29 protein-coding genes are annotated in these 14132 nt (G+C 43.0%); all 29 read right to left on the reverse strand.

Features of this window, described 5'->3' with window-relative positions; genetic code table 11:
- Positions 1-3: 3 nt before the first annotated feature.
- A complete protein-coding gene (gene rplQ / locus EQY75_RS10040; protein ID WP_129605519.1) occupies positions 4-633 on the reverse strand; it encodes a 50S ribosomal protein L17 in 630 nt (209 codons plus the stop codon).
- A 63-nt stretch (positions 634-696) separates the two neighbouring features.
- On the reverse strand, positions 697-1689 hold the full coding sequence (locus tag EQY75_RS10045; protein ID WP_129605521.1) for a DNA-directed RNA polymerase subunit alpha: 993 nt from the start codon (positions 1687-1689) through the stop codon (positions 697-699).
- Positions 1690-1706: 17 nt separating this feature from the next.
- Positions 1707-2312 (reverse strand): 30S ribosomal protein S4, encoded by a 606-nt coding sequence (rpsD, locus tag EQY75_RS10050; RefSeq protein ID WP_129605523.1) that lies wholly within the window; start codon positions 2310-2312, stop codon positions 1707-1709.
- Between the two features lie 93 nt (positions 2313-2405).
- A complete protein-coding gene (rpsK, locus tag EQY75_RS10055) occupies positions 2406-2798 on the reverse strand; it encodes a 30S ribosomal protein S11 (protein WP_129605525.1) in 393 nt (130 codons plus the stop codon).
- Positions 2799-2809: 11 nt separating this feature from the next.
- On the reverse strand, positions 2810-3184 hold the full coding sequence (gene rpsM, locus EQY75_RS10060) for a 30S ribosomal protein S13 (protein ID WP_129605527.1): 375 nt from the start codon (positions 3182-3184) through the stop codon (positions 2810-2812).
- A 2-nt stretch (positions 3185-3186) separates the two neighbouring features.
- Positions 3187-3303: a type B 50S ribosomal protein L36 gene (ykgO, locus tag EQY75_RS10065; protein ID WP_010519235.1), complete on the reverse strand. Its 117-nt coding sequence runs from the start codon at positions 3301-3303 to the stop codon at positions 3187-3189.
- Positions 3304-3315: 12 nt separating this feature from the next.
- A complete protein-coding gene (gene infA / locus EQY75_RS10070; RefSeq protein ID WP_013751343.1) occupies positions 3316-3531 on the reverse strand; it encodes a translation initiation factor IF-1 in 216 nt (71 codons plus the stop codon).
- Between the two features lie 3 nt (positions 3532-3534).
- Positions 3535-4875 carry a preprotein translocase subunit SecY gene (secY, locus tag EQY75_RS10075; protein ID WP_129605529.1) on the reverse strand — a complete coding sequence of 447 codons (1341 nt, stop codon included), beginning with the start codon at positions 4873-4875 and terminating at the stop codon, positions 3535-3537.
- A 13-nt stretch (positions 4876-4888) separates the two neighbouring features.
- Positions 4889-5341, reverse strand: a complete 453-nt coding sequence (gene rplO / locus EQY75_RS10080) for a 50S ribosomal protein L15 (RefSeq protein ID WP_129605530.1) — start codon at positions 5339-5341, stop codon at positions 4889-4891.
- Between the two features lie 15 nt (positions 5342-5356).
- The gene (gene rpmD, locus EQY75_RS10085) at positions 5357-5536 is read right to left on the reverse strand and encodes a 50S ribosomal protein L30 (protein ID WP_129605532.1); all 180 of its coding nucleotides are present in this window, start codon (positions 5534-5536) and stop codon (positions 5357-5359) included.
- Positions 5537-5542: 6 nt separating this feature from the next.
- Positions 5543-6067 carry a 30S ribosomal protein S5 gene (rpsE, locus tag EQY75_RS10090; RefSeq protein WP_129605534.1) on the reverse strand — a complete coding sequence of 175 codons (525 nt, stop codon included), beginning with the start codon at positions 6065-6067 and terminating at the stop codon, positions 5543-5545.
- Positions 6068-6075: 8 nt separating this feature from the next.
- The gene (gene rplR / locus EQY75_RS10095; RefSeq protein ID WP_129605536.1) at positions 6076-6432 is read right to left on the reverse strand and encodes a 50S ribosomal protein L18; all 357 of its coding nucleotides are present in this window, start codon (positions 6430-6432) and stop codon (positions 6076-6078) included.
- Positions 6433-6442: 10 nt separating this feature from the next.
- Positions 6443-6985 (reverse strand): 50S ribosomal protein L6, encoded by a 543-nt coding sequence (gene rplF, locus EQY75_RS10100; RefSeq protein WP_129605538.1) that lies wholly within the window; start codon positions 6983-6985, stop codon positions 6443-6445.
- Positions 6986-7005: 20 nt separating this feature from the next.
- Positions 7006-7404: a 30S ribosomal protein S8 gene (gene rpsH, locus EQY75_RS10105; protein WP_129605540.1), complete on the reverse strand. Its 399-nt coding sequence runs from the start codon at positions 7402-7404 to the stop codon at positions 7006-7008.
- A gap of 20 nt (positions 7405-7424) precedes the next feature.
- Positions 7425-7694 carry a 30S ribosomal protein S14 gene (gene rpsN / locus EQY75_RS10110; RefSeq protein WP_129605542.1) on the reverse strand — a complete coding sequence of 90 codons (270 nt, stop codon included), beginning with the start codon at positions 7692-7694 and terminating at the stop codon, positions 7425-7427.
- Between the two features lies 1 nt (position 7695).
- Entirely contained in the window at positions 7696-8247 is a 552-nt protein-coding gene (gene rplE / locus EQY75_RS10115; protein WP_129605543.1) for a 50S ribosomal protein L5, read from the reverse strand.
- Positions 8248-8249: 2 nt separating this feature from the next.
- On the reverse strand, positions 8250-8561 hold the full coding sequence (rplX, locus tag EQY75_RS10120; RefSeq protein WP_129605545.1) for a 50S ribosomal protein L24: 312 nt from the start codon (positions 8559-8561) through the stop codon (positions 8250-8252).
- 12 nt (positions 8562-8573) lie between these two features.
- A complete protein-coding gene (rplN, locus tag EQY75_RS10125; protein WP_129605547.1) occupies positions 8574-8942 on the reverse strand; it encodes a 50S ribosomal protein L14 in 369 nt (122 codons plus the stop codon).
- 2 nt (positions 8943-8944) lie between these two features.
- Positions 8945-9202 carry a 30S ribosomal protein S17 gene (rpsQ, locus tag EQY75_RS10130; RefSeq protein WP_129605549.1) on the reverse strand — a complete coding sequence of 86 codons (258 nt, stop codon included), beginning with the start codon at positions 9200-9202 and terminating at the stop codon, positions 8945-8947.
- A 13-nt stretch (positions 9203-9215) separates the two neighbouring features.
- Positions 9216-9407, reverse strand: a complete 192-nt coding sequence (gene rpmC / locus EQY75_RS10135; protein WP_129605550.1) for a 50S ribosomal protein L29 — start codon at positions 9405-9407, stop codon at positions 9216-9218.
- A 20-nt stretch (positions 9408-9427) separates the two neighbouring features.
- On the reverse strand, positions 9428-9850 hold the full coding sequence (rplP, locus tag EQY75_RS10140; protein ID WP_129605552.1) for a 50S ribosomal protein L16: 423 nt from the start codon (positions 9848-9850) through the stop codon (positions 9428-9430).
- Positions 9851-9869: 19 nt separating this feature from the next.
- On the reverse strand, positions 9870-10580 hold the full coding sequence (rpsC, locus tag EQY75_RS10145; RefSeq protein WP_129605554.1) for a 30S ribosomal protein S3: 711 nt from the start codon (positions 10578-10580) through the stop codon (positions 9870-9872).
- A 1-nt stretch (position 10581) separates the two neighbouring features.
- A complete protein-coding gene (gene rplV, locus EQY75_RS10150) occupies positions 10582-10989 on the reverse strand; it encodes a 50S ribosomal protein L22 (RefSeq protein WP_129605556.1) in 408 nt (135 codons plus the stop codon).
- A 3-nt stretch (positions 10990-10992) separates the two neighbouring features.
- Positions 10993-11271, reverse strand: coding sequence for a 30S ribosomal protein S19 (gene rpsS, locus EQY75_RS10155; RefSeq protein ID WP_129605558.1), 279 nt, complete (start codon positions 11269-11271; stop codon positions 10993-10995).
- A 13-nt stretch (positions 11272-11284) separates the two neighbouring features.
- Entirely contained in the window at positions 11285-12109 is an 825-nt protein-coding gene (gene rplB, locus EQY75_RS10160; RefSeq protein ID WP_129605560.1) for a 50S ribosomal protein L2, read from the reverse strand.
- A gap of 9 nt (positions 12110-12118) precedes the next feature.
- Positions 12119-12409, reverse strand: coding sequence for a 50S ribosomal protein L23 (gene rplW, locus EQY75_RS10165; protein WP_129605562.1), 291 nt, complete (start codon positions 12407-12409; stop codon positions 12119-12121).
- Between the two features lie 6 nt (positions 12410-12415).
- Positions 12416-13045, reverse strand: a complete 630-nt coding sequence (gene rplD / locus EQY75_RS10170; protein WP_129605564.1) for a 50S ribosomal protein L4 — start codon at positions 13043-13045, stop codon at positions 12416-12418.
- Complete coding sequence (rplC, locus tag EQY75_RS10175; RefSeq protein WP_129605566.1) at positions 13045-13662, reverse strand: 50S ribosomal protein L3; 618 nt, start codon at positions 13660-13662, stop codon at positions 13045-13047. Before rplC ends, rplD begins: the two co-directional genes overlap by 1 nt.
- 156 nt (positions 13663-13818) lie before the next feature.
- The gene (gene rpsJ, locus EQY75_RS10180; RefSeq protein ID WP_008613600.1) at positions 13819-14124 is read right to left on the reverse strand and encodes a 30S ribosomal protein S10; all 306 of its coding nucleotides are present in this window, start codon (positions 14122-14124) and stop codon (positions 13819-13821) included.
- Positions 14125-14132 lie beyond the last annotated feature (8 nt).

Here is a 14132-nt window from a genome sequence, read left to right on the forward strand (position 1 = left end):
ATCCTATTCTTTGGAGTCATCTGTTTTTGTTTCTTCAGCGTCCTTGGCTTTATCTTCCTTTGGAGCTTCTGCCTTAGGCTTTTCTGTTTTAGTTTCCTTTTCAGCTTTTGGCGCCTCAGCTTTTGGAGCTTCAGCTTCCACAGTTTCAGTTTCCTGAACAGCTTCAGTAGGAGCTGCGGCTGCCTCCGCTTTTTTAGAACTTCTACTCCTACGAGTCGACTTCTTTTTCTTTGGCTTTCCTGCGTTGTAGATCTCGTTAAAGTCTACCAGCTCTATCATTGCCATATCAGCATTGTCGCCCAATCGGTTACCTAATTTGATAATCCTGGTGTAACCTCCTGGCCTGTCTCCTACTTTCTCGGCGACTGTGCTGAATAATTCAGATACCGCATATTTATCTCTGAGGTTTCTGAAGACGATTCGCCTGTTGTGGGTTCCTTTCTCCAAAGACTTATTATTCTCAGCTTTGGATTTAGTGATCAGGGGCTCAATAAACTGCTTAAGGGCCTTTGCTTTGGCCACAGTGGTATTGATTCTTTTATGTTCAATCAAGGAACAGGCCATATTGGCAAGCATAGCCGACCTATGTGCCGTTTTCCTACCCAAGTGATTGATTTTCTTACCGTGTCTCATGCTTATGTACTATGTGTTCTTTTGTTTCAGTGCACCCTTACAGGAGCCGAAACAGAACTTAAATTAATCTTTATCCAATTTGTATTTTGACAAATCCATCCCGAAGTTCAAGCCCTTGTTGATAACAAGTTCTTCCAATTCTGTCAAGGATTTTTTTCCAAAGTTTCTAAATTTCATCAGGTCGTTCTTGTTGAATGATACAAGATCTCCTAATGTATCCACCTCTGCTGCTTTTAAGCAATTGAGGGCCCGAACTGACAAATCCATATCCACTAGTTTTGTCTTGAGCAATTGCCTCATGTGCAATGACTCCTCGTCGTAAGTTTCCGTCTGAGCAATCTCATCAGCCTCAAGGGTGATTCGCTCATCAGAGAACAACATAAAGTGGTGAATAAGAACCTTTGCCGCCTCAGTGAGAGCTTCTTTAGGATGAATTGAACCATCAGTAACGATTTCAAAAACCAATTTTTCGTAATCGGTCTTTTGTTCAACCCTGAAGTTTTCGATGCTGTATTTTACATTCTTTACCGGGGTAAAGATGGAATCAACCGCGATGCTCCCAATAGGTGCACTGGATTTCTTATTTTCTTCAGCAGGTACATATCCCCTGCCTTTTTCGATGATCAACTCCATGTTGATACTCACCTTAGGATCCATATTACAGATCACCAAGTCTGGGTTTAACACCTGAAAACCTGAGATAAACTTCTGGAAGTCACCTGCAGTTAGTTGTTCTTTACCACTTACAGAAACAGAAACGGTTTCTTCATTGACATCGTCGATCTGTCTTTTGAATCGAACTTGTTTTAGGTTGAGGATAATCTCAGTAACATCTTCAACGACACCTTCGATTACCGAAAATTCGTGTTCAACTTTGTCAATCCGTACCGAAGTAATGGCGAATCCCTCCAGGGAGGAAAGCAATACTCTTCTAAGTGCGTTCCCGACAGTTAATCCATAACCAGGTTCCAAAGGGCGGAATTCAAACTTCCCTTCGAAATCTGAGGAATCGATCATTATAACTTTATCGGGTTTCTGAAAATTAAATAATGCCATAGTCGGGTATATGTGGTTTATTTAGAGTATAACTCAACGATTAATTGTTCTTTGATGTTCTCAGGAATCTGCAGTCGTTCCGGCACAGCTACGAAGGTTCCTTCCTTCTTTTCGCTATTCCATGTAATCCATTCGTAAACGCTGCTATTTGCAGATAGGGAATCCTCAATGGTCTGTAAAGATTTTGATTTTTCTCTTACGCCAACTACGTCACCCGGTTTAAGCGAGTAGGATGGAATATTCACAACATTTCCGTTTACGGTAATGTGTCGGTGAGAAACCAATTGTCTGGCGCCTCTCCTGGAAGTTGAAATGCCCATTCTGTAGACTACATTATCTAGCCTCGCTTCACATAATTGAAGTAAAACTTCCCCGGTTACACCTTTGCTACGGTTAGCCCTTGCAAAGAGGTTACGGAATTGTCTTTCCAGAATACCATAGGTATACTTGGCTTTCTGCTTCTCCATCAACTGGATAGCGTATTCTGATTTCTTTCCCCGGCGTCTGTTGTTTCCGTGTTGTCCCGGCGGGTAATTTTTCTTTTCAAACGACTTGTCGTCGCCAAAAATCGCTTCTCCGAATTTCCGGGCGATCTTAGATTTTGGTCCTGTGTATCTTGCCATCTTCTTTAAAATTAAAAGTGTGATTATGAATTAAGGCTTATCCTTCGATAATCGTAACTACACTTTTGTGAGAAATTAATTAGGATATAATGATTAAACTCTTCTTCGTTTAGGCGGTCTGCAGCCATTGTGAGGCATAGGTGTTACGTCGATGATCTCTGTAACCTCTATTCCTGCATTGTGCAGGGAACGGATGGCAGACTCGCGGCCATTTCCCGGTCCTTTTACGTAAACCTTTACTTTCCTTAGCCCGGCCTCATGAGCTGTCTTTGCGCATTCTTCTGCAGCAATCTGTGCGGCGTAGGGAGTATTCTTTTTAGAACCTCTGAATCCCATTTTTCCTGCCGACGCCCATGAAATCACATCCCCTTTCTTATTCGTCAGGGAAATGATGATATTGTTGAAGGAAGCAGTGATATGAGCCTCGCCTGTTGATTCAACAATAACCTTACGTTTTTTGGTTGTTTTTGTACCTGTCTTTGCCATCTTACGCCTTATTACTTAGTAGCCTTTTTCTTGTTGGCCACTGTTTTTCTTTTTCCTTTCCTTGTCCTGGAATTGTTCTTGGTTCTCTGTCCTCGTAACGGAAGACCGGATCTGTGCCTTATTCCCCGGTAACAACCGATATCCATCAACCTTTTGATATTAAGCTGATTCTCGGATCTCAATTCCCCTTCGATCTTATAAGAAGAGACCACGTCACGGATTCTCCCGATCTCGTCGTCATTCCAATCAGACACTTTGGCATCAGCACTTACTTTTGCTTTGTCCAGAATTTCCTGAGCTCTGCTCTTACCAATTCCGAAAATATAGGTAAGGGCTATAACACCTCTTTTTTGTTTTGGGATATCTACCCCTGCAATTCTTGCCATAATTACCCTTGTCTTTGTTTGAATCTGGGATTCTTCTTATTAATTACGTACAACCTGCCTTTCCTGCGAACAATTTTGCAGTCGGCACTTCTTTTCTTTATCGATGCTCTTACTTTCATATCTCGAGTTTCTTAATATCTATATGTAATTCTGGCCTTACTCAAATCGTAAGGACTCATCTCAAGTTTCACTTTATCCCCGGGCAATAATTTAATATAATGCATGCGCATTTTTCCCGAGATATGAGCAGTAACCACGTGTCCGTTTTCAAGTTCAACTCTGAACATGGCATTGGACAAGGCCTCTATGATACTTCCATCCTGCTCTATTGCTGCTTGTTTGGCCATATCTTATGCTACTTTTCTGTTCTTACCTGTTTTCATTAGGCCGTCATAGTGACGGTTTAATAGGTAGGCATTTACTTGTTGTACCGTATCGATAGCAACTCCTACCATAATCAGCAGAGAGGTTCCGCCGTAAAACAGCGCCCATCCTGCCTGAATGTCCATTAACTTCACTACGATAGCCGGTAATACAGCCAAAAAGGCTAGAAATATTGAACCGGGTAGCGTGATCAATGACATTATTTTATCTAAAAAACTACCTGTTTCCTTTCCTGGTCTGATGCCGGGAATAAATCCACCACTTCTTTTGAGGTCATCTGCCATTTTATTGGTAGGTACCGTTATAGCGGTGTAGAAATAGGTAAATATGATGATCAGCAAGGCAAACAATATATTGTATGCCAAACCGAAGATATCCTGAAATTGAACTTCCATCCACTGCCCAATTGCGGTATCATTGAAAGTCCGGCCAAGTAAGCCCGGTGCAAACATGATGGCCTGAGCAAAGATGATTGGCATTACCCCGGAAGCGTTCAACTTCAGAGGGATATACTGCCTGCTCCCCATAATATTCTTTTCGTATCCCCCGGAAGCCGATCTTCTGGCATACTGCACAGGGATTCTGCGTGTGGCCATGACGAGTAAGACACTTGCCAAAATAACTACGAACCAGAGTATCACTTCAACGAGAATCAGCATTGGCCCCCCATTGCCGTCCCATCTGGTAATTGCTTCCTGCACAAATGCCTGAGGCATAGTTGCAATAATTCCGATCATAATAAGGAGTGAAATCCCATTTCCAATCCCCTTATCCGTAATCTTTTCTCCCAACCACATGGCGAAGACACAGCCCGTCACCAGGATAATCACTGAAGGGACAATAAACCCGAGTCCTTTTCCGAGTAAAAAGGCGCTATCAGGTACTCCAAGAGCCCCGAGACTGTACAAATATGCAGGAGCCTGAACAATACAGATACCGATAGTTAACCATCTGGTGATCTGATTTTTGGTCTTCCGTCCGCTTTCTCCTTCTTTGTCTAGCTTCTGAAGATATGGCACCGCAATCCCCATCAACTGCACTACAATAGATGCTGAGATATAAGGCATGATCCCGAGGGCAAAAACAGAAGCATTGGCGAATGCTCCTCCTGTAAATGCATTCAGAATCCCCAGAATACCTTGTTCTGTATTTGAAGATAAGGCTGCCAGTTGTGAGGTATCAATACCAGGAAGTACCACCTGTGCACCAAAACGGTAGACAAGTAAAAGGCCGAGGGTCATCAGTATCCTGTTCCTCAGCTCTTCTATCTTCCAGATATTAGATATGATCTCAAAAAATTTCTTCATAGAGCCTGCTCTCTTATAGTGTTATCGCTTCTCCTCCAGCAGCTTCGATCGCTTTCTTGGCACTGGCGGTAAACTTGTGTACTGTTATTTTCAAGGAAGCCTTTAATTCACCTCCCCCGAGAATTTTTACCAAATCATTCTTCCCGGCTAGATTATTTTCGATAAGGTTTTCCAGGGTGACTTCTTTTTTCACCTTACCTTCATCAACTAGGTCCTGGAGTTTATTGAGATTAATACCCCGGTATTCTACCCGGTTGATATTGGTAAATCCAAATTTGGGAACCCTGCGCTGTAATGGCATTTGTCCACCTTCGAAACCAATTTTCTTGGAGTAACCAGAACGGGACTTCGCCCCTTTATGACCCCTGGTGGCAGTACCGCCTTTTCCGGATCCCTGGCCTCTACCGATGGTTTTGCCATCCTTGTGAACAGAACCTTTTGCTGGTTTTAAATTGCTTAAATTCATCTCAACACTTATTTCTTAAGCTTCTTCTGTAGAAACCAAATGTTTAACTTTATTGATCATCCCAAGGATGTTAGGCGTATCGTTGTGAACAACCTCTTGTCCAATTTTACGCAGCCCGAGCGCTTCAAGTGTCCTCTTTTGATTCTGAGTTCTTTTGATACCGCTTTTTACCTGTGTTACTTTTATCTTTCCCATCGTTCCTTATCCTTTAAAGACTTTTTCCATGGCAATTCCTCGCTGCATAGCTACCGTTTTGGCATCTCTTAATTGCAATAAGGCGTCAAAAGTAGCTTTTACCACATTGTGAGGGTTGGATGATCCCTGAGATTTTGACAATACATCCTGTACCCCAACAGATTCCAATACCGCCCTTACGGCACCACCGGCAATTACCCCAGTACCATGAGAAGCAGGTTGAATGTATACCCTTGCTCCTCCGTATTTTCCTTTTTGTTCGTGGGGCACTGTGCCCTTGTTTAAAGGAATACGAATCAGATTCTTTTTGGCATCTTCAATAGCCTTGGCGATGGCAGTAGCGACATCCTTGGACTTACCCAAACCATGACCAACTACACCGTTTTCATCCCCGACAACCACGATGGCAGAGAAACCAAATGCTCTACCTCCCTTGGTTACCTTGGTTACCCTCTGAACGCCTACCAGACGGTCTTTAAGTTCAAGGCCTCCGGGTTTAACTGTTTCTACATTCTTGTATTTGCCGTACATAGTATCTATTAAAATTTTAATCCACCTTCTCTGGCACCTTCGGCCAATGATTTTACTCGCCCGTGGTAAAGATTGCCTCCACGGTCAAAAGCTACAGTCTCAATTCCGGCTTTTTTCGCTTTTTCGGCCAGGGCCTTCCCTACCAGAGCTGCGATTTCCATTTTCGTTCCTTTGCTTTTACTCAATTCCTTGTCTCGTGACGAAGCTGCAACCAGGGTTTTACCTTCGTTGTCATCGATTACCTGTGCATAGATCTCGCTGTTACTTCTGTATACAGACAGTCTAGGTCTCTCTGAGGTTCCGAAGGAAATCTTTCTGATCCTTTTTCGGATGCGCTCTCGTCTTTCTGTTTTTGACAATCCCATAATCTTACTCTTATGCTGATTTACCTGCTTTTCTTCTCAATTGTTCTCCGACAAATTTGATTCCTTTTCCTTTGTAAGGTTCAGGTTTGCGGAACGAACGTATTTTGGCTGCAATTTGCCCGATCAATTGCTTGTCGTACGATGTTAATTTAATGGTAGGGTTTTTACCTTTTTCCGAAGTGGTTTCAACCTTCACTTCTGGTGCGAGGTCAAAAACAATGTTGTGCGAAAACCCAAGGGCAAGATCCAATTTCTGACCCTGATTGCTGGCCCTGTATCCTACACCTACCAATTCCAATTCCTTAGTCCAACCCTTAGACACTCCTTCAATCATGTTGTAAACCAAAGATCTGTACAGACCGTGTTTTGCCTTGTGTTCCTTAGAATCAGAAGGCCTTGTAATCCAAACTTGGGCGTCTTCTATCTTGATCTCGACTGCGGAGAATTCCTGAGTAAGTTCACCCAGCTTCCCTTTTACGGTAATGATGTTATCATTGACCTCTACGGATGTTCCTTCTGGGATCGCTATCGGATTGTTACCTATTCTAGACATTTCTTTTACTTTTAATCGGTTTAATAAACGTAGCAGAGCACTTCACCGCCAACATTTTCTTTCTTGGCCCGCTTGCTGGTCATCACTCCGTGAGAAGTGGAGACTATTGCAACCCCCAAACCATTTAAAACCCTCGGCATATCATCGGATGCTGCGTACTTACGCAATCCCGGCTTACTGATACGCTGAATTTTTTTAATCACAGGCTCTTTGGTCTGCTTATCGTATTTCAGAGCAATTTTTATTGTGCCCTGTACTTTATCTTCCTCGAATTTGTAGCTCAGGATATACCCCTGGTCAAACAAAATCTTAGTGATCTCTTTTTTAAGATTGGAAGCTGGCACCTCAACAACCCTGTGACCCGCCCTACTGGCGTTTCTAACTCTTGTCAAATAATCTGATATAGGATCTGTTAACATCTTCTTGCCTTTTATTTGGATTACCAACTTGCTTTTTTAACTCCCGGAATCAACCCTTTGTTGGCCATTTCCCTGAACATTACCCTGGACAAACCAAAAGTTCTCATGTATCCTTTAGGTCTTCCTGTGAGCTTGCAACGATTGTGCATACGCACCGGAGAAGCGTCTCTGGGCAATTTTTGTAATGCCTCGTAATCGCCTGCCTCTTTAAGGGCTTTTCTCTTCTCAGCGTATTTTGCTACTGTTTTTGCCCTTTTACGTTCACGGGCTTTCATTGATTCTTTAGCCATACTAATTCTTTTTAAAAGGTAGTCCCAATTCTGCCAAGAGGGATTGTGCTTCTTTATCGGTTTCAGCGCTGGTCACAAAAGTGATATCCATTCCGTTGATCCGGTTGATCTTATCAATATTTATTTCAGGAAAAATGATCTGTTCGGTAACTCCGAGGTTGTAATTTCCCCTGCCGTCAAATCCGGTAGCCCTGATTCCCTGGAAATCTCTTACCCTGGGTAAAGCCGTAGTTACCAATCGATCGAGAAATTCATACATTCTCTCACCTCTTAAGGTAACTTTCGCCCCGATAGGCATTCCTTTTCTCAGTTTAAAAGACGCCACATCCTTTTTAGAGATCGTGGATACCGCCCTTTGTCCGGTAATATTGGTGAGTTCTTCAACCGCATGGTCAATAAGCTTCTTGTCGGCCACAGCGGCACCTACACCTCTGCTTACAACGATCTTCTTCAATTTAGGCACTTCCATAATATTCTTGTACCCGAACTCGTCCTGCAGCGCCTTGATTACGCGCTCTTTGTATTCTTTCTTTAATCTTGGAACGTAAGTCATAACTATATTACCTCGTTAGATTTCTTTGAAATCCGCACTTTTTTCCCGTCTCTGGTTTCATATCCTACCCTTGTGGTATCTCCAGACTTGCCGTCGATAAGGGAAAGGTTTGAAATATGGATTGGTGCTTCTTTTTTTACTATTCCCCCTTGAGGGTTTTTAGCACTTGGCTTCTCGTGTTTAGACACCATATTGATGCCCTCAACAATCGCCTTGTTCTTCTGTCGGATTACAGTAACCACCTTGCCTTCGGAACCTTTGTGGTCACCTGCAACAACGCGTACTGTATCTCCTGTTTTAATTTTTAATTTCATCGTCTTGTCAGTTTATAGCACCTCGGGAGCTAATGAAACAATCTTCATAAACTGCTTATCTCTGAGCTCTCTCGCTACAGGACCAAATACCCTGGTTCCTCTCATTTCCCCTGTGGGGTTGAGGAGTACACAGGCATTGTCATCAAAGCGGATGTATGATCCATCTGGTCTGCGCACCTCTTTCTTGGTACGTACCACTACCGCCGTAGACACAGCTCCTTTTTTTATTGTACCGTTGGGTGTAGCCTCCTTTACAGATACTACTATTTTGTCACCAACAGAGGCGTATCTCCTTTTGGTTCCTCCAAGTACACGAATGGTCAGTACCTCTTTCGCCCCGGTATTATCCGCCACCTTAAGTCTAGATTCTTGTTGTAACATAATTATTTAGCTCTTTCAAGGATTTCTACCAATCTCCAGCATTTGGTCTTACTCAAAGGTCTGGTTTCCATGATCTTTACAGTATCGCCAATCTTGCAATCGTTGGTTTCATCGTGTGCAACATATTTCTTTGTCCGCAATACGAACTTACCATACATAGGATGCTTTACCCGCTTTACTTCAGAAACCACAATTGATTTCTCCATTCTGTCGCTGGTTACAACGCCTACTCGTTCTTTTCTTAAATTTCTTTTTTCCATAAAGCAGAACCCGTTATTGGTTTTCCCTTTTTGTTAATTCTGTGGCTAGTCTAGCTACTGTTTTCTTCACCTGCCTCAGCTGAAGAGGATTTTCAAGTGGTGTTACAGCGTGAGCCATTTTCAAATCGGCATGTTTCCTTTTGAAATCGGACATTTTTTCCTTTAATTCCTCTACCGACAACTCGTTTATTTCTGACTGTTTCATGATCTTCTTTATCAGTAATATTAAGCGGCTTCGTAATCCCTTGCCACAATAAATTTCGTTTTCACCGGTAATTTCTGAGCAGCAAGCCTGAGTGCTTCCTGAGCTATATCCATAGGAACCCCTGCTACTTCGAACATGATTCTTCCCGGCTTTACGACGGCTACAAAGTATTCTGGCGCACCTTTACCTTTACCCATCCTTACCTCGAGGGGCTTTTTGGTAATAGGCTTATCCGGAAATATCTTGATCCAAAGCTGGCCTTGTCTTTTCATATATCGGGTTGCAGCAATCCTCGCTGCCTCGATCTGACGTGAAGTAATAAAGCTGGAATCCAATGATTTAATTCCAAACATCCCATTAGAGAGCTGGTGGCCTCTTCCGGAATTTCCCTTCATACGGCCTTTCTGTGCTTTTCGAAACTTGGTTCTTTTCGGCTGTAACATCTTATCCTACTTTATTAATTTATTTTCTTCTTCGTTTTCTTCCGGCATCGGATTTATCTTTCCCCGAACCTTTAGACATTCCAACTAAAGGAGACAGATCTCTTTTTCCGTAAACTTCTCCTTTCATTATCCATACTTTGATCCCCAAACGGCCATAAGTCGTATGCGCCTCTTCCATGGCGTAATCAATATCAGCCCTGAAAGTAGACAAAGGAATACGTCCTTCTTTATAAGATTCTGATCGCGCCATTTCAGCTCCGTTCAATCGGCCGGAGATCATAATTTTAATCCCCTCAGCATTCATCCTCATTGCCGCAGCAATTGCCATTTTAATGGCTCTTCTGTAGGAGATCCTGTTTTCAATCTGTCGTGCGATACTCGCTGCAACCAGGTTGGCATCAACTTCAGGTCTCTTGATCTCAAAAATGTTGATCTGAACCTCTTTATCTGTAATCTTTTTAAGCTCCTCCTTCAATTTATCCACTTCCTGGCCACCCTTTCCGATGATGATCCCGGGTCTTGCTGTGGTGATGGTAACGGTGATCAACTTCAGAGTTCTTTCAATGATGACCCTGGAAACACTGGCCTTAGCCAAACGTGCGTTGATATACTTTCTGATCTTATCATCCTCAGCAAGTTTATCTCCGTAGTCATTACCTCCGTACCAGTTAGATTCCCATCCCCTGATAATACCCAGTCGGTTTCCTATTGGATTTGTCTTTTGTCCCATACTAAGCTTCTGTATTATTGTTAGCGCCTACAACCAAGGTTACATGGTTTGAACGTTTTCTTATTCTGTGTGCCCTTCCCTGTGGTGCAGGTCTGAGGCGCTTTAGCATTCTGCCTGAATCGACGCGAATTTCCTTCACGTAAAGATCTGCTTCTTCAACATCAGCATCCTCGTTCTTGGCCTGCCAGTTTGCTATAGCAGACAGCAATAACTTCTCCAGCCTTCTGGACGCTTCCTTGGGATTGAACCTGAGAATAGCTAATGCCTTCTCAACCTCAGCACCCCTTACAAGGTCAGCAACCAGTCGCATCTTACGAGGCGATGTAGGGCAGTTGTTCAATTTCGCAAAGGCCAGCTCTTTCTTCTCTGCCTTTATTCTTTCGGCCATCTGTTTTTTTCGAACTCCCATAGCTTACTTTTTACCTTTATTTCTTGCACCGGCATGACCGCGGAAAGATCTTGTTGGTGAAAATTCACCCAACTTATGACCCACCATGTTCTCAGTTACATAAACAGGAACAAACTGCTTTCCGTTGTGTACTGCGATAGTCTGTCCTACAAAATCAGGAGTGATCATGGAGGCCCTGGACCATGTTTTGATGACGGTCTTTTTATTTGAGTCTACATTCTGTCTGACTTTCTTTTCCAGACTTATGTGAACGTAGGGTCCTTTTTTTAGTGAACGTGCCATTTCTTTCTACTTTTTATTTCTTTCTACGTTCTATTATATATCTGTTCGTGTCCTTGGTCTTAGAACGAGTTCTGTATCCTTTTGCAGGAATACCGTTTCTCGATCTTGGATGACCTCCGGAAGCTCTTCCTTCCCCACCACCCATTGGGTGATCTACAGGGTTCATCGCTACCGGCCTTGTCCTTGGTCTTCTTCCTAACCAACGGCTACGTCCTGCCTTTCCTGAAACGATCAACTGATGATCTGAATTGGAAACAGCACCAACGGTTGCCAAACAATTCCCCAGAATCATTCTGGTCTCCCCGGATGGCAGTTTTATCGTTACATATTTTCCTTCCTTAGCCATAAGTTGAGCAAAGGTTCCGGCACTTCTTGCCATAACCGCTCCCTGACCAGGACGTAATTCAATACAGGAAATAATGGTTCCCAACGGAATTTCATTTAAAGGCAATGCATTTCCGATCTCTGGCGCAGACCCGGCTCCTGATGTGACCTTTTGCCCTACCTGTAGCCCGTTCTGTGCGATGATATAACTCTTTTCCCCGTCTTTATACTCAATAAGAGCGATAAAGGCAGTTCTGTTGGGATCGTATTGAATGGATTTCACCTCGGCATTTACTCCGTGTTTCGTCCTTTTGAAATCGACCAGACGATACCTTCTTTTGTGACCTCCACCTTTGTGGCGCATGGTCATTTTTCCATGACTGTTTCTACCTCCCGACTTTTTTAACGGAGCAAGCAAGCTTTTCTCCGGCTTATCAGCAGTAAGCGCGTCAAATCCGTTTACTACTTTAAATCGCTGTCCGGGAGTGATCGGTTTTAATTTTCTAACTGACATTTGGTGTCTTTATAGATTACTGTAAAAATCAATGACATCACCTTCCGCAACATCGACAATCGCCTTTTTATAGGCACTTGTCTTACCCTGTTGTACCCCTGTTTTGGTGTACTTCGTCTTGCGTGTTGGACCGTAATTCATGGTTCTCACCTTCCTTACGGATACCCCGTATGTTTCCTCAACCGCATCTTTGATCTGCAACTTGTTGGCACCGGGATTTACGATGAAACCGTAGCGATTGTGTAACTCGCTATCAGCTGTCATCTTTTCCGTTATGATTGGTTTTATTAACACACTCATGATTTCCTATTTATTTAAGTTGGCCTCTATACCTTCTAGCGACCCTTCCAAAAGCACAATATTATTTGCATTTAATATTTTGTAAGTGCTTAATTCTGAGTTAGTTACAACCTCAGAACCTTCCAAATTGCGCGACGACAAATATACGTTATTATTTGATTCGCCCAAGACAAAGAGCGACTTTTTATTTTCCAGTCCCAGACCTTTTAGAACCTTTAAAAATTCCTTGGTCTTCGGGGTCTCGAAATTAAAGTCCTCAACTACCATGATCGCCTTTTCATCATTTTTGATACTAAGGGCCGATTTACGGGCCAGACGTTTCAGGTTTTTGTTGAGCTTAAGGGTGTAATCCTTAGGTCGGGGCCCAAAGATTCTTCCACCTCCGCGAAAGATGGGCGATTTGATACTTCCTGCCCTTGCGGTTCCGGTTCCTTTTTGCTTTTTGATCTTACGGGTACTTCCAACAATTTCAGCTCTTTCCTTAGCCTTGTGGGTACCTTGTCTCTGATGAGCCCTGTACTGTTTTACATCCAGGTAAATGGCATGTGTATTAGGCTCTATCTTGAAAACAGCATCAGAAAGGTCTGCCTTTCTCCCTGTTTCTTTTCCGTTGATATCTAAGACTGCTACCTTCATTATTTCTCAATCGTTAAATATGCGTTTTTATGACCGGGTACACACCCTTTCAAAACGATCAGGTTTTTTTCCGGAACTACTTTCAGGACGCGAAGGTTTTGAACAGTAACCCGTTCTCCTCCCATTCTGCCTGCCATCTTCATTCCTTTGAACACTCTCGCAGGATACGAAGCCGCACCGATAGACCCTGGAGCCCTTAATCGGTTGTGCTGCCCGTGAGTGGCTTGTCCTACACCGGCAAAGCCGTGTCTTTTAACCACCCCCTGAAATCCTTTTCCTTTTGAAGTTGCAGTAACATCCACAAACTCCCCTTCCACAAAGAGATCCACCCCAAGGGTGTCTCCTAATTTGTGCTCTCCTTCAAAATCACGGAACTCGACGACTTTTTTCTTGGGAGAAGCACCTGCCTTTTTAAAATGTCCCTGTTCGGACTTTTTAGCACGTTTTTCTGCCTTGTCATCGAAACCGAGCTGAAGGGCATTATACCCGTCTACCTCTTCGGTTCTGACTTGGGTAATGACACAAGGACCTGCTTCAATGACGGTACACGGAACGTTCTTTCCGTTGTCGTCAAAGATGCTGGTCATGCCTACTTTTTTTCCTATTAACCCAGACATACTATTTATTATTAATTGTTTTTAAAAATTCTCATTTATCTGACAAAAAAACAGGGCCAAAAATAATTCGACCCCGAATGTATTTTTGTTTCCGTTTTTCCTTTGCGAATCGCTCCGGACATGTCGCAGAAGGCATACCGCCCTCCAATTATTCTATCACACCTTGATCTCAACTTCCACTCCACTTGGCAGCTCTAATTTCATGAGCGCATCAATAGTTTTGGAAGAAGAACTGTAAATATCAAGTAACCTCTTGTAAGAGCTCAATTGAAATTGCTCTCTCGACTTTTTATTTACGTGAGGTGAACGCAAAACCGTAAAGATCTTTTTATGCGTGGGTAATGGAATTGGTCCTGTTACCACAGCTCCGGTTGTCTTTACCGTTTTGACTATCTTCTCGGCAGACTTATCTACCAGGTTGTAATCGTATGATTTTAACTTTATTCTGATTTTCTGACTCATCTCTAAGA

This window comes from Muriicola soli, from assembly GCF_004139715.1.
Lineage (GTDB): Bacteria > Bacteroidota > Bacteroidia > Flavobacteriales > Flavobacteriaceae > Muriicola > Muriicola soli.

Coding starts and splice junctions, on each gene's coding strand:
- rplQ (WP_129605519.1), bottom strand. CDS start 633: ATGAGACACGGTAAGAAAATCAATCACTTGGGTAGGAAAACGGCACAT.
- EQY75_RS10045 (WP_129605521.1), bottom strand. CDS start 1,689: ATGGCATTATTTAATTTTCAGAAACCCGATAAAGTTATAATGATCGAT.
- rpsD (WP_129605523.1), bottom strand. CDS start 2,312: ATGGCAAGATACACAGGACCAAAATCTAAGATCGCCCGGAAATTCGGA.
- rpsK (WP_129605525.1), bottom strand. CDS start 2,798: ATGGCAAAGACAGGTACAAAAACAACCAAAAAACGTAAGGTTATTGTT.
- rpsM (WP_129605527.1), bottom strand. CDS start 3,184: ATGGCAAGAATTGCAGGGGTAGATATCCCAAAACAAAAAAGAGGTGTT.
- ykgO (WP_010519235.1), bottom strand. CDS start 3,303: ATGAAAGTAAGAGCATCGATAAAGAAAAGAAGTGCCGACTGCAAAATT.
- infA (WP_013751343.1), bottom strand. CDS start 3,531: ATGGCCAAACAAGCAGCAATAGAGCAGGATGGAAGTATCATAGAGGCC.
- secY (WP_129605529.1), bottom strand. CDS start 4,875: ATGAAGAAATTTTTTGAGATCATATCTAATATCTGGAAGATAGAAGAG.
- rplO (WP_129605530.1), bottom strand. CDS start 5,341: ATGAATTTAAGCAATTTAAAACCAGCAAAAGGTTCTGTTCACAAGGAT.
- rpmD (WP_129605532.1), bottom strand. CDS start 5,536: ATGGGAAAGATAAAAGTAACACAGGTAAAAAGCGGTATCAAAAGAACT.
- rpsE (WP_129605534.1), bottom strand. CDS start 6,067: ATGTACGGCAAATACAAGAATGTAGAAACAGTTAAACCCGGAGGCCTT.
- rplR (WP_129605536.1), bottom strand. CDS start 6,432: ATGGGATTGTCAAAAACAGAAAGACGAGAGCGCATCCGAAAAAGGATC.
- rplF (WP_129605538.1), bottom strand. CDS start 6,985: ATGTCTAGAATAGGTAACAATCCGATAGCGATCCCAGAAGGAACATCC.
- rpsH (WP_129605540.1), bottom strand. CDS start 7,404: ATGTTAACAGATCCTATATCAGATTATTTGACAAGAGTTAGAAACGCC.
- rpsN (WP_129605542.1), bottom strand. CDS start 7,694: ATGGCTAAAGAATCAATGAAAGCCCGTGAACGTAAAAGGGCAAAAACA.
- rplE (WP_129605543.1), bottom strand. CDS start 8,247: ATGACTTACGTTCCAAGATTAAAGAAAGAATACAAAGAGCGCGTAATC.
- rplX (WP_129605545.1), bottom strand. CDS start 8,561: ATGAAATTAAAAATTAAAACAGGAGATACAGTACGCGTTGTTGCAGGT.
- rplN (WP_129605547.1), bottom strand. CDS start 8,942: ATGTTACAACAAGAATCTAGACTTAAGGTGGCGGATAATACCGGGGCG.
- rpsQ (WP_129605549.1), bottom strand. CDS start 9,202: ATGGAAAAAAGAAATTTAAGAAAAGAACGAGTAGGCGTTGTAACCAGC.
- rpmC (WP_129605550.1), bottom strand. CDS start 9,407: ATGAAACAGTCAGAAATAAACGAGTTGTCGGTAGAGGAATTAAAGGAA.
- rplP (WP_129605552.1), bottom strand. CDS start 9,850: ATGTTACAGCCGAAAAGAACCAAGTTTCGAAAAGCACAGAAAGGCCGT.
- rpsC (WP_129605554.1), bottom strand. CDS start 10,580: ATGGGACAAAAGACAAATCCAATAGGAAACCGACTGGGTATTATCAGG.
- rplV (WP_129605556.1), bottom strand. CDS start 10,989: ATGGGAGTTCGAAAAAAACAGATGGCCGAAAGAATAAAGGCAGAGAAG.
- rpsS (WP_129605558.1), bottom strand. CDS start 11,271: ATGGCACGTTCACTAAAAAAAGGACCCTACGTTCACATAAGTCTGGAA.
- rplB (WP_129605560.1), bottom strand. CDS start 12,109: ATGTCAGTTAGAAAATTAAAACCGATCACTCCCGGACAGCGATTTAAA.
- rplW (WP_129605562.1), bottom strand. CDS start 12,409: ATGAGTGTGTTAATAAAACCAATCATAACGGAAAAGATGACAGCTGAT.
- rplD (WP_129605564.1), bottom strand. CDS start 13,045: ATGAAGGTAGCAGTCTTAGATATCAACGGAAAAGAAACAGGGAGAAAG.
- rplC (WP_129605566.1), bottom strand. CDS start 13,662: ATGTCTGGGTTAATAGGAAAAAAAGTAGGCATGACCAGCATCTTTGAC.
- rpsJ (WP_008613600.1), bottom strand. CDS start 14,124: ATGAGTCAGAAAATCAGAATAAAGTTAAAATCATACGATTACAACCTG.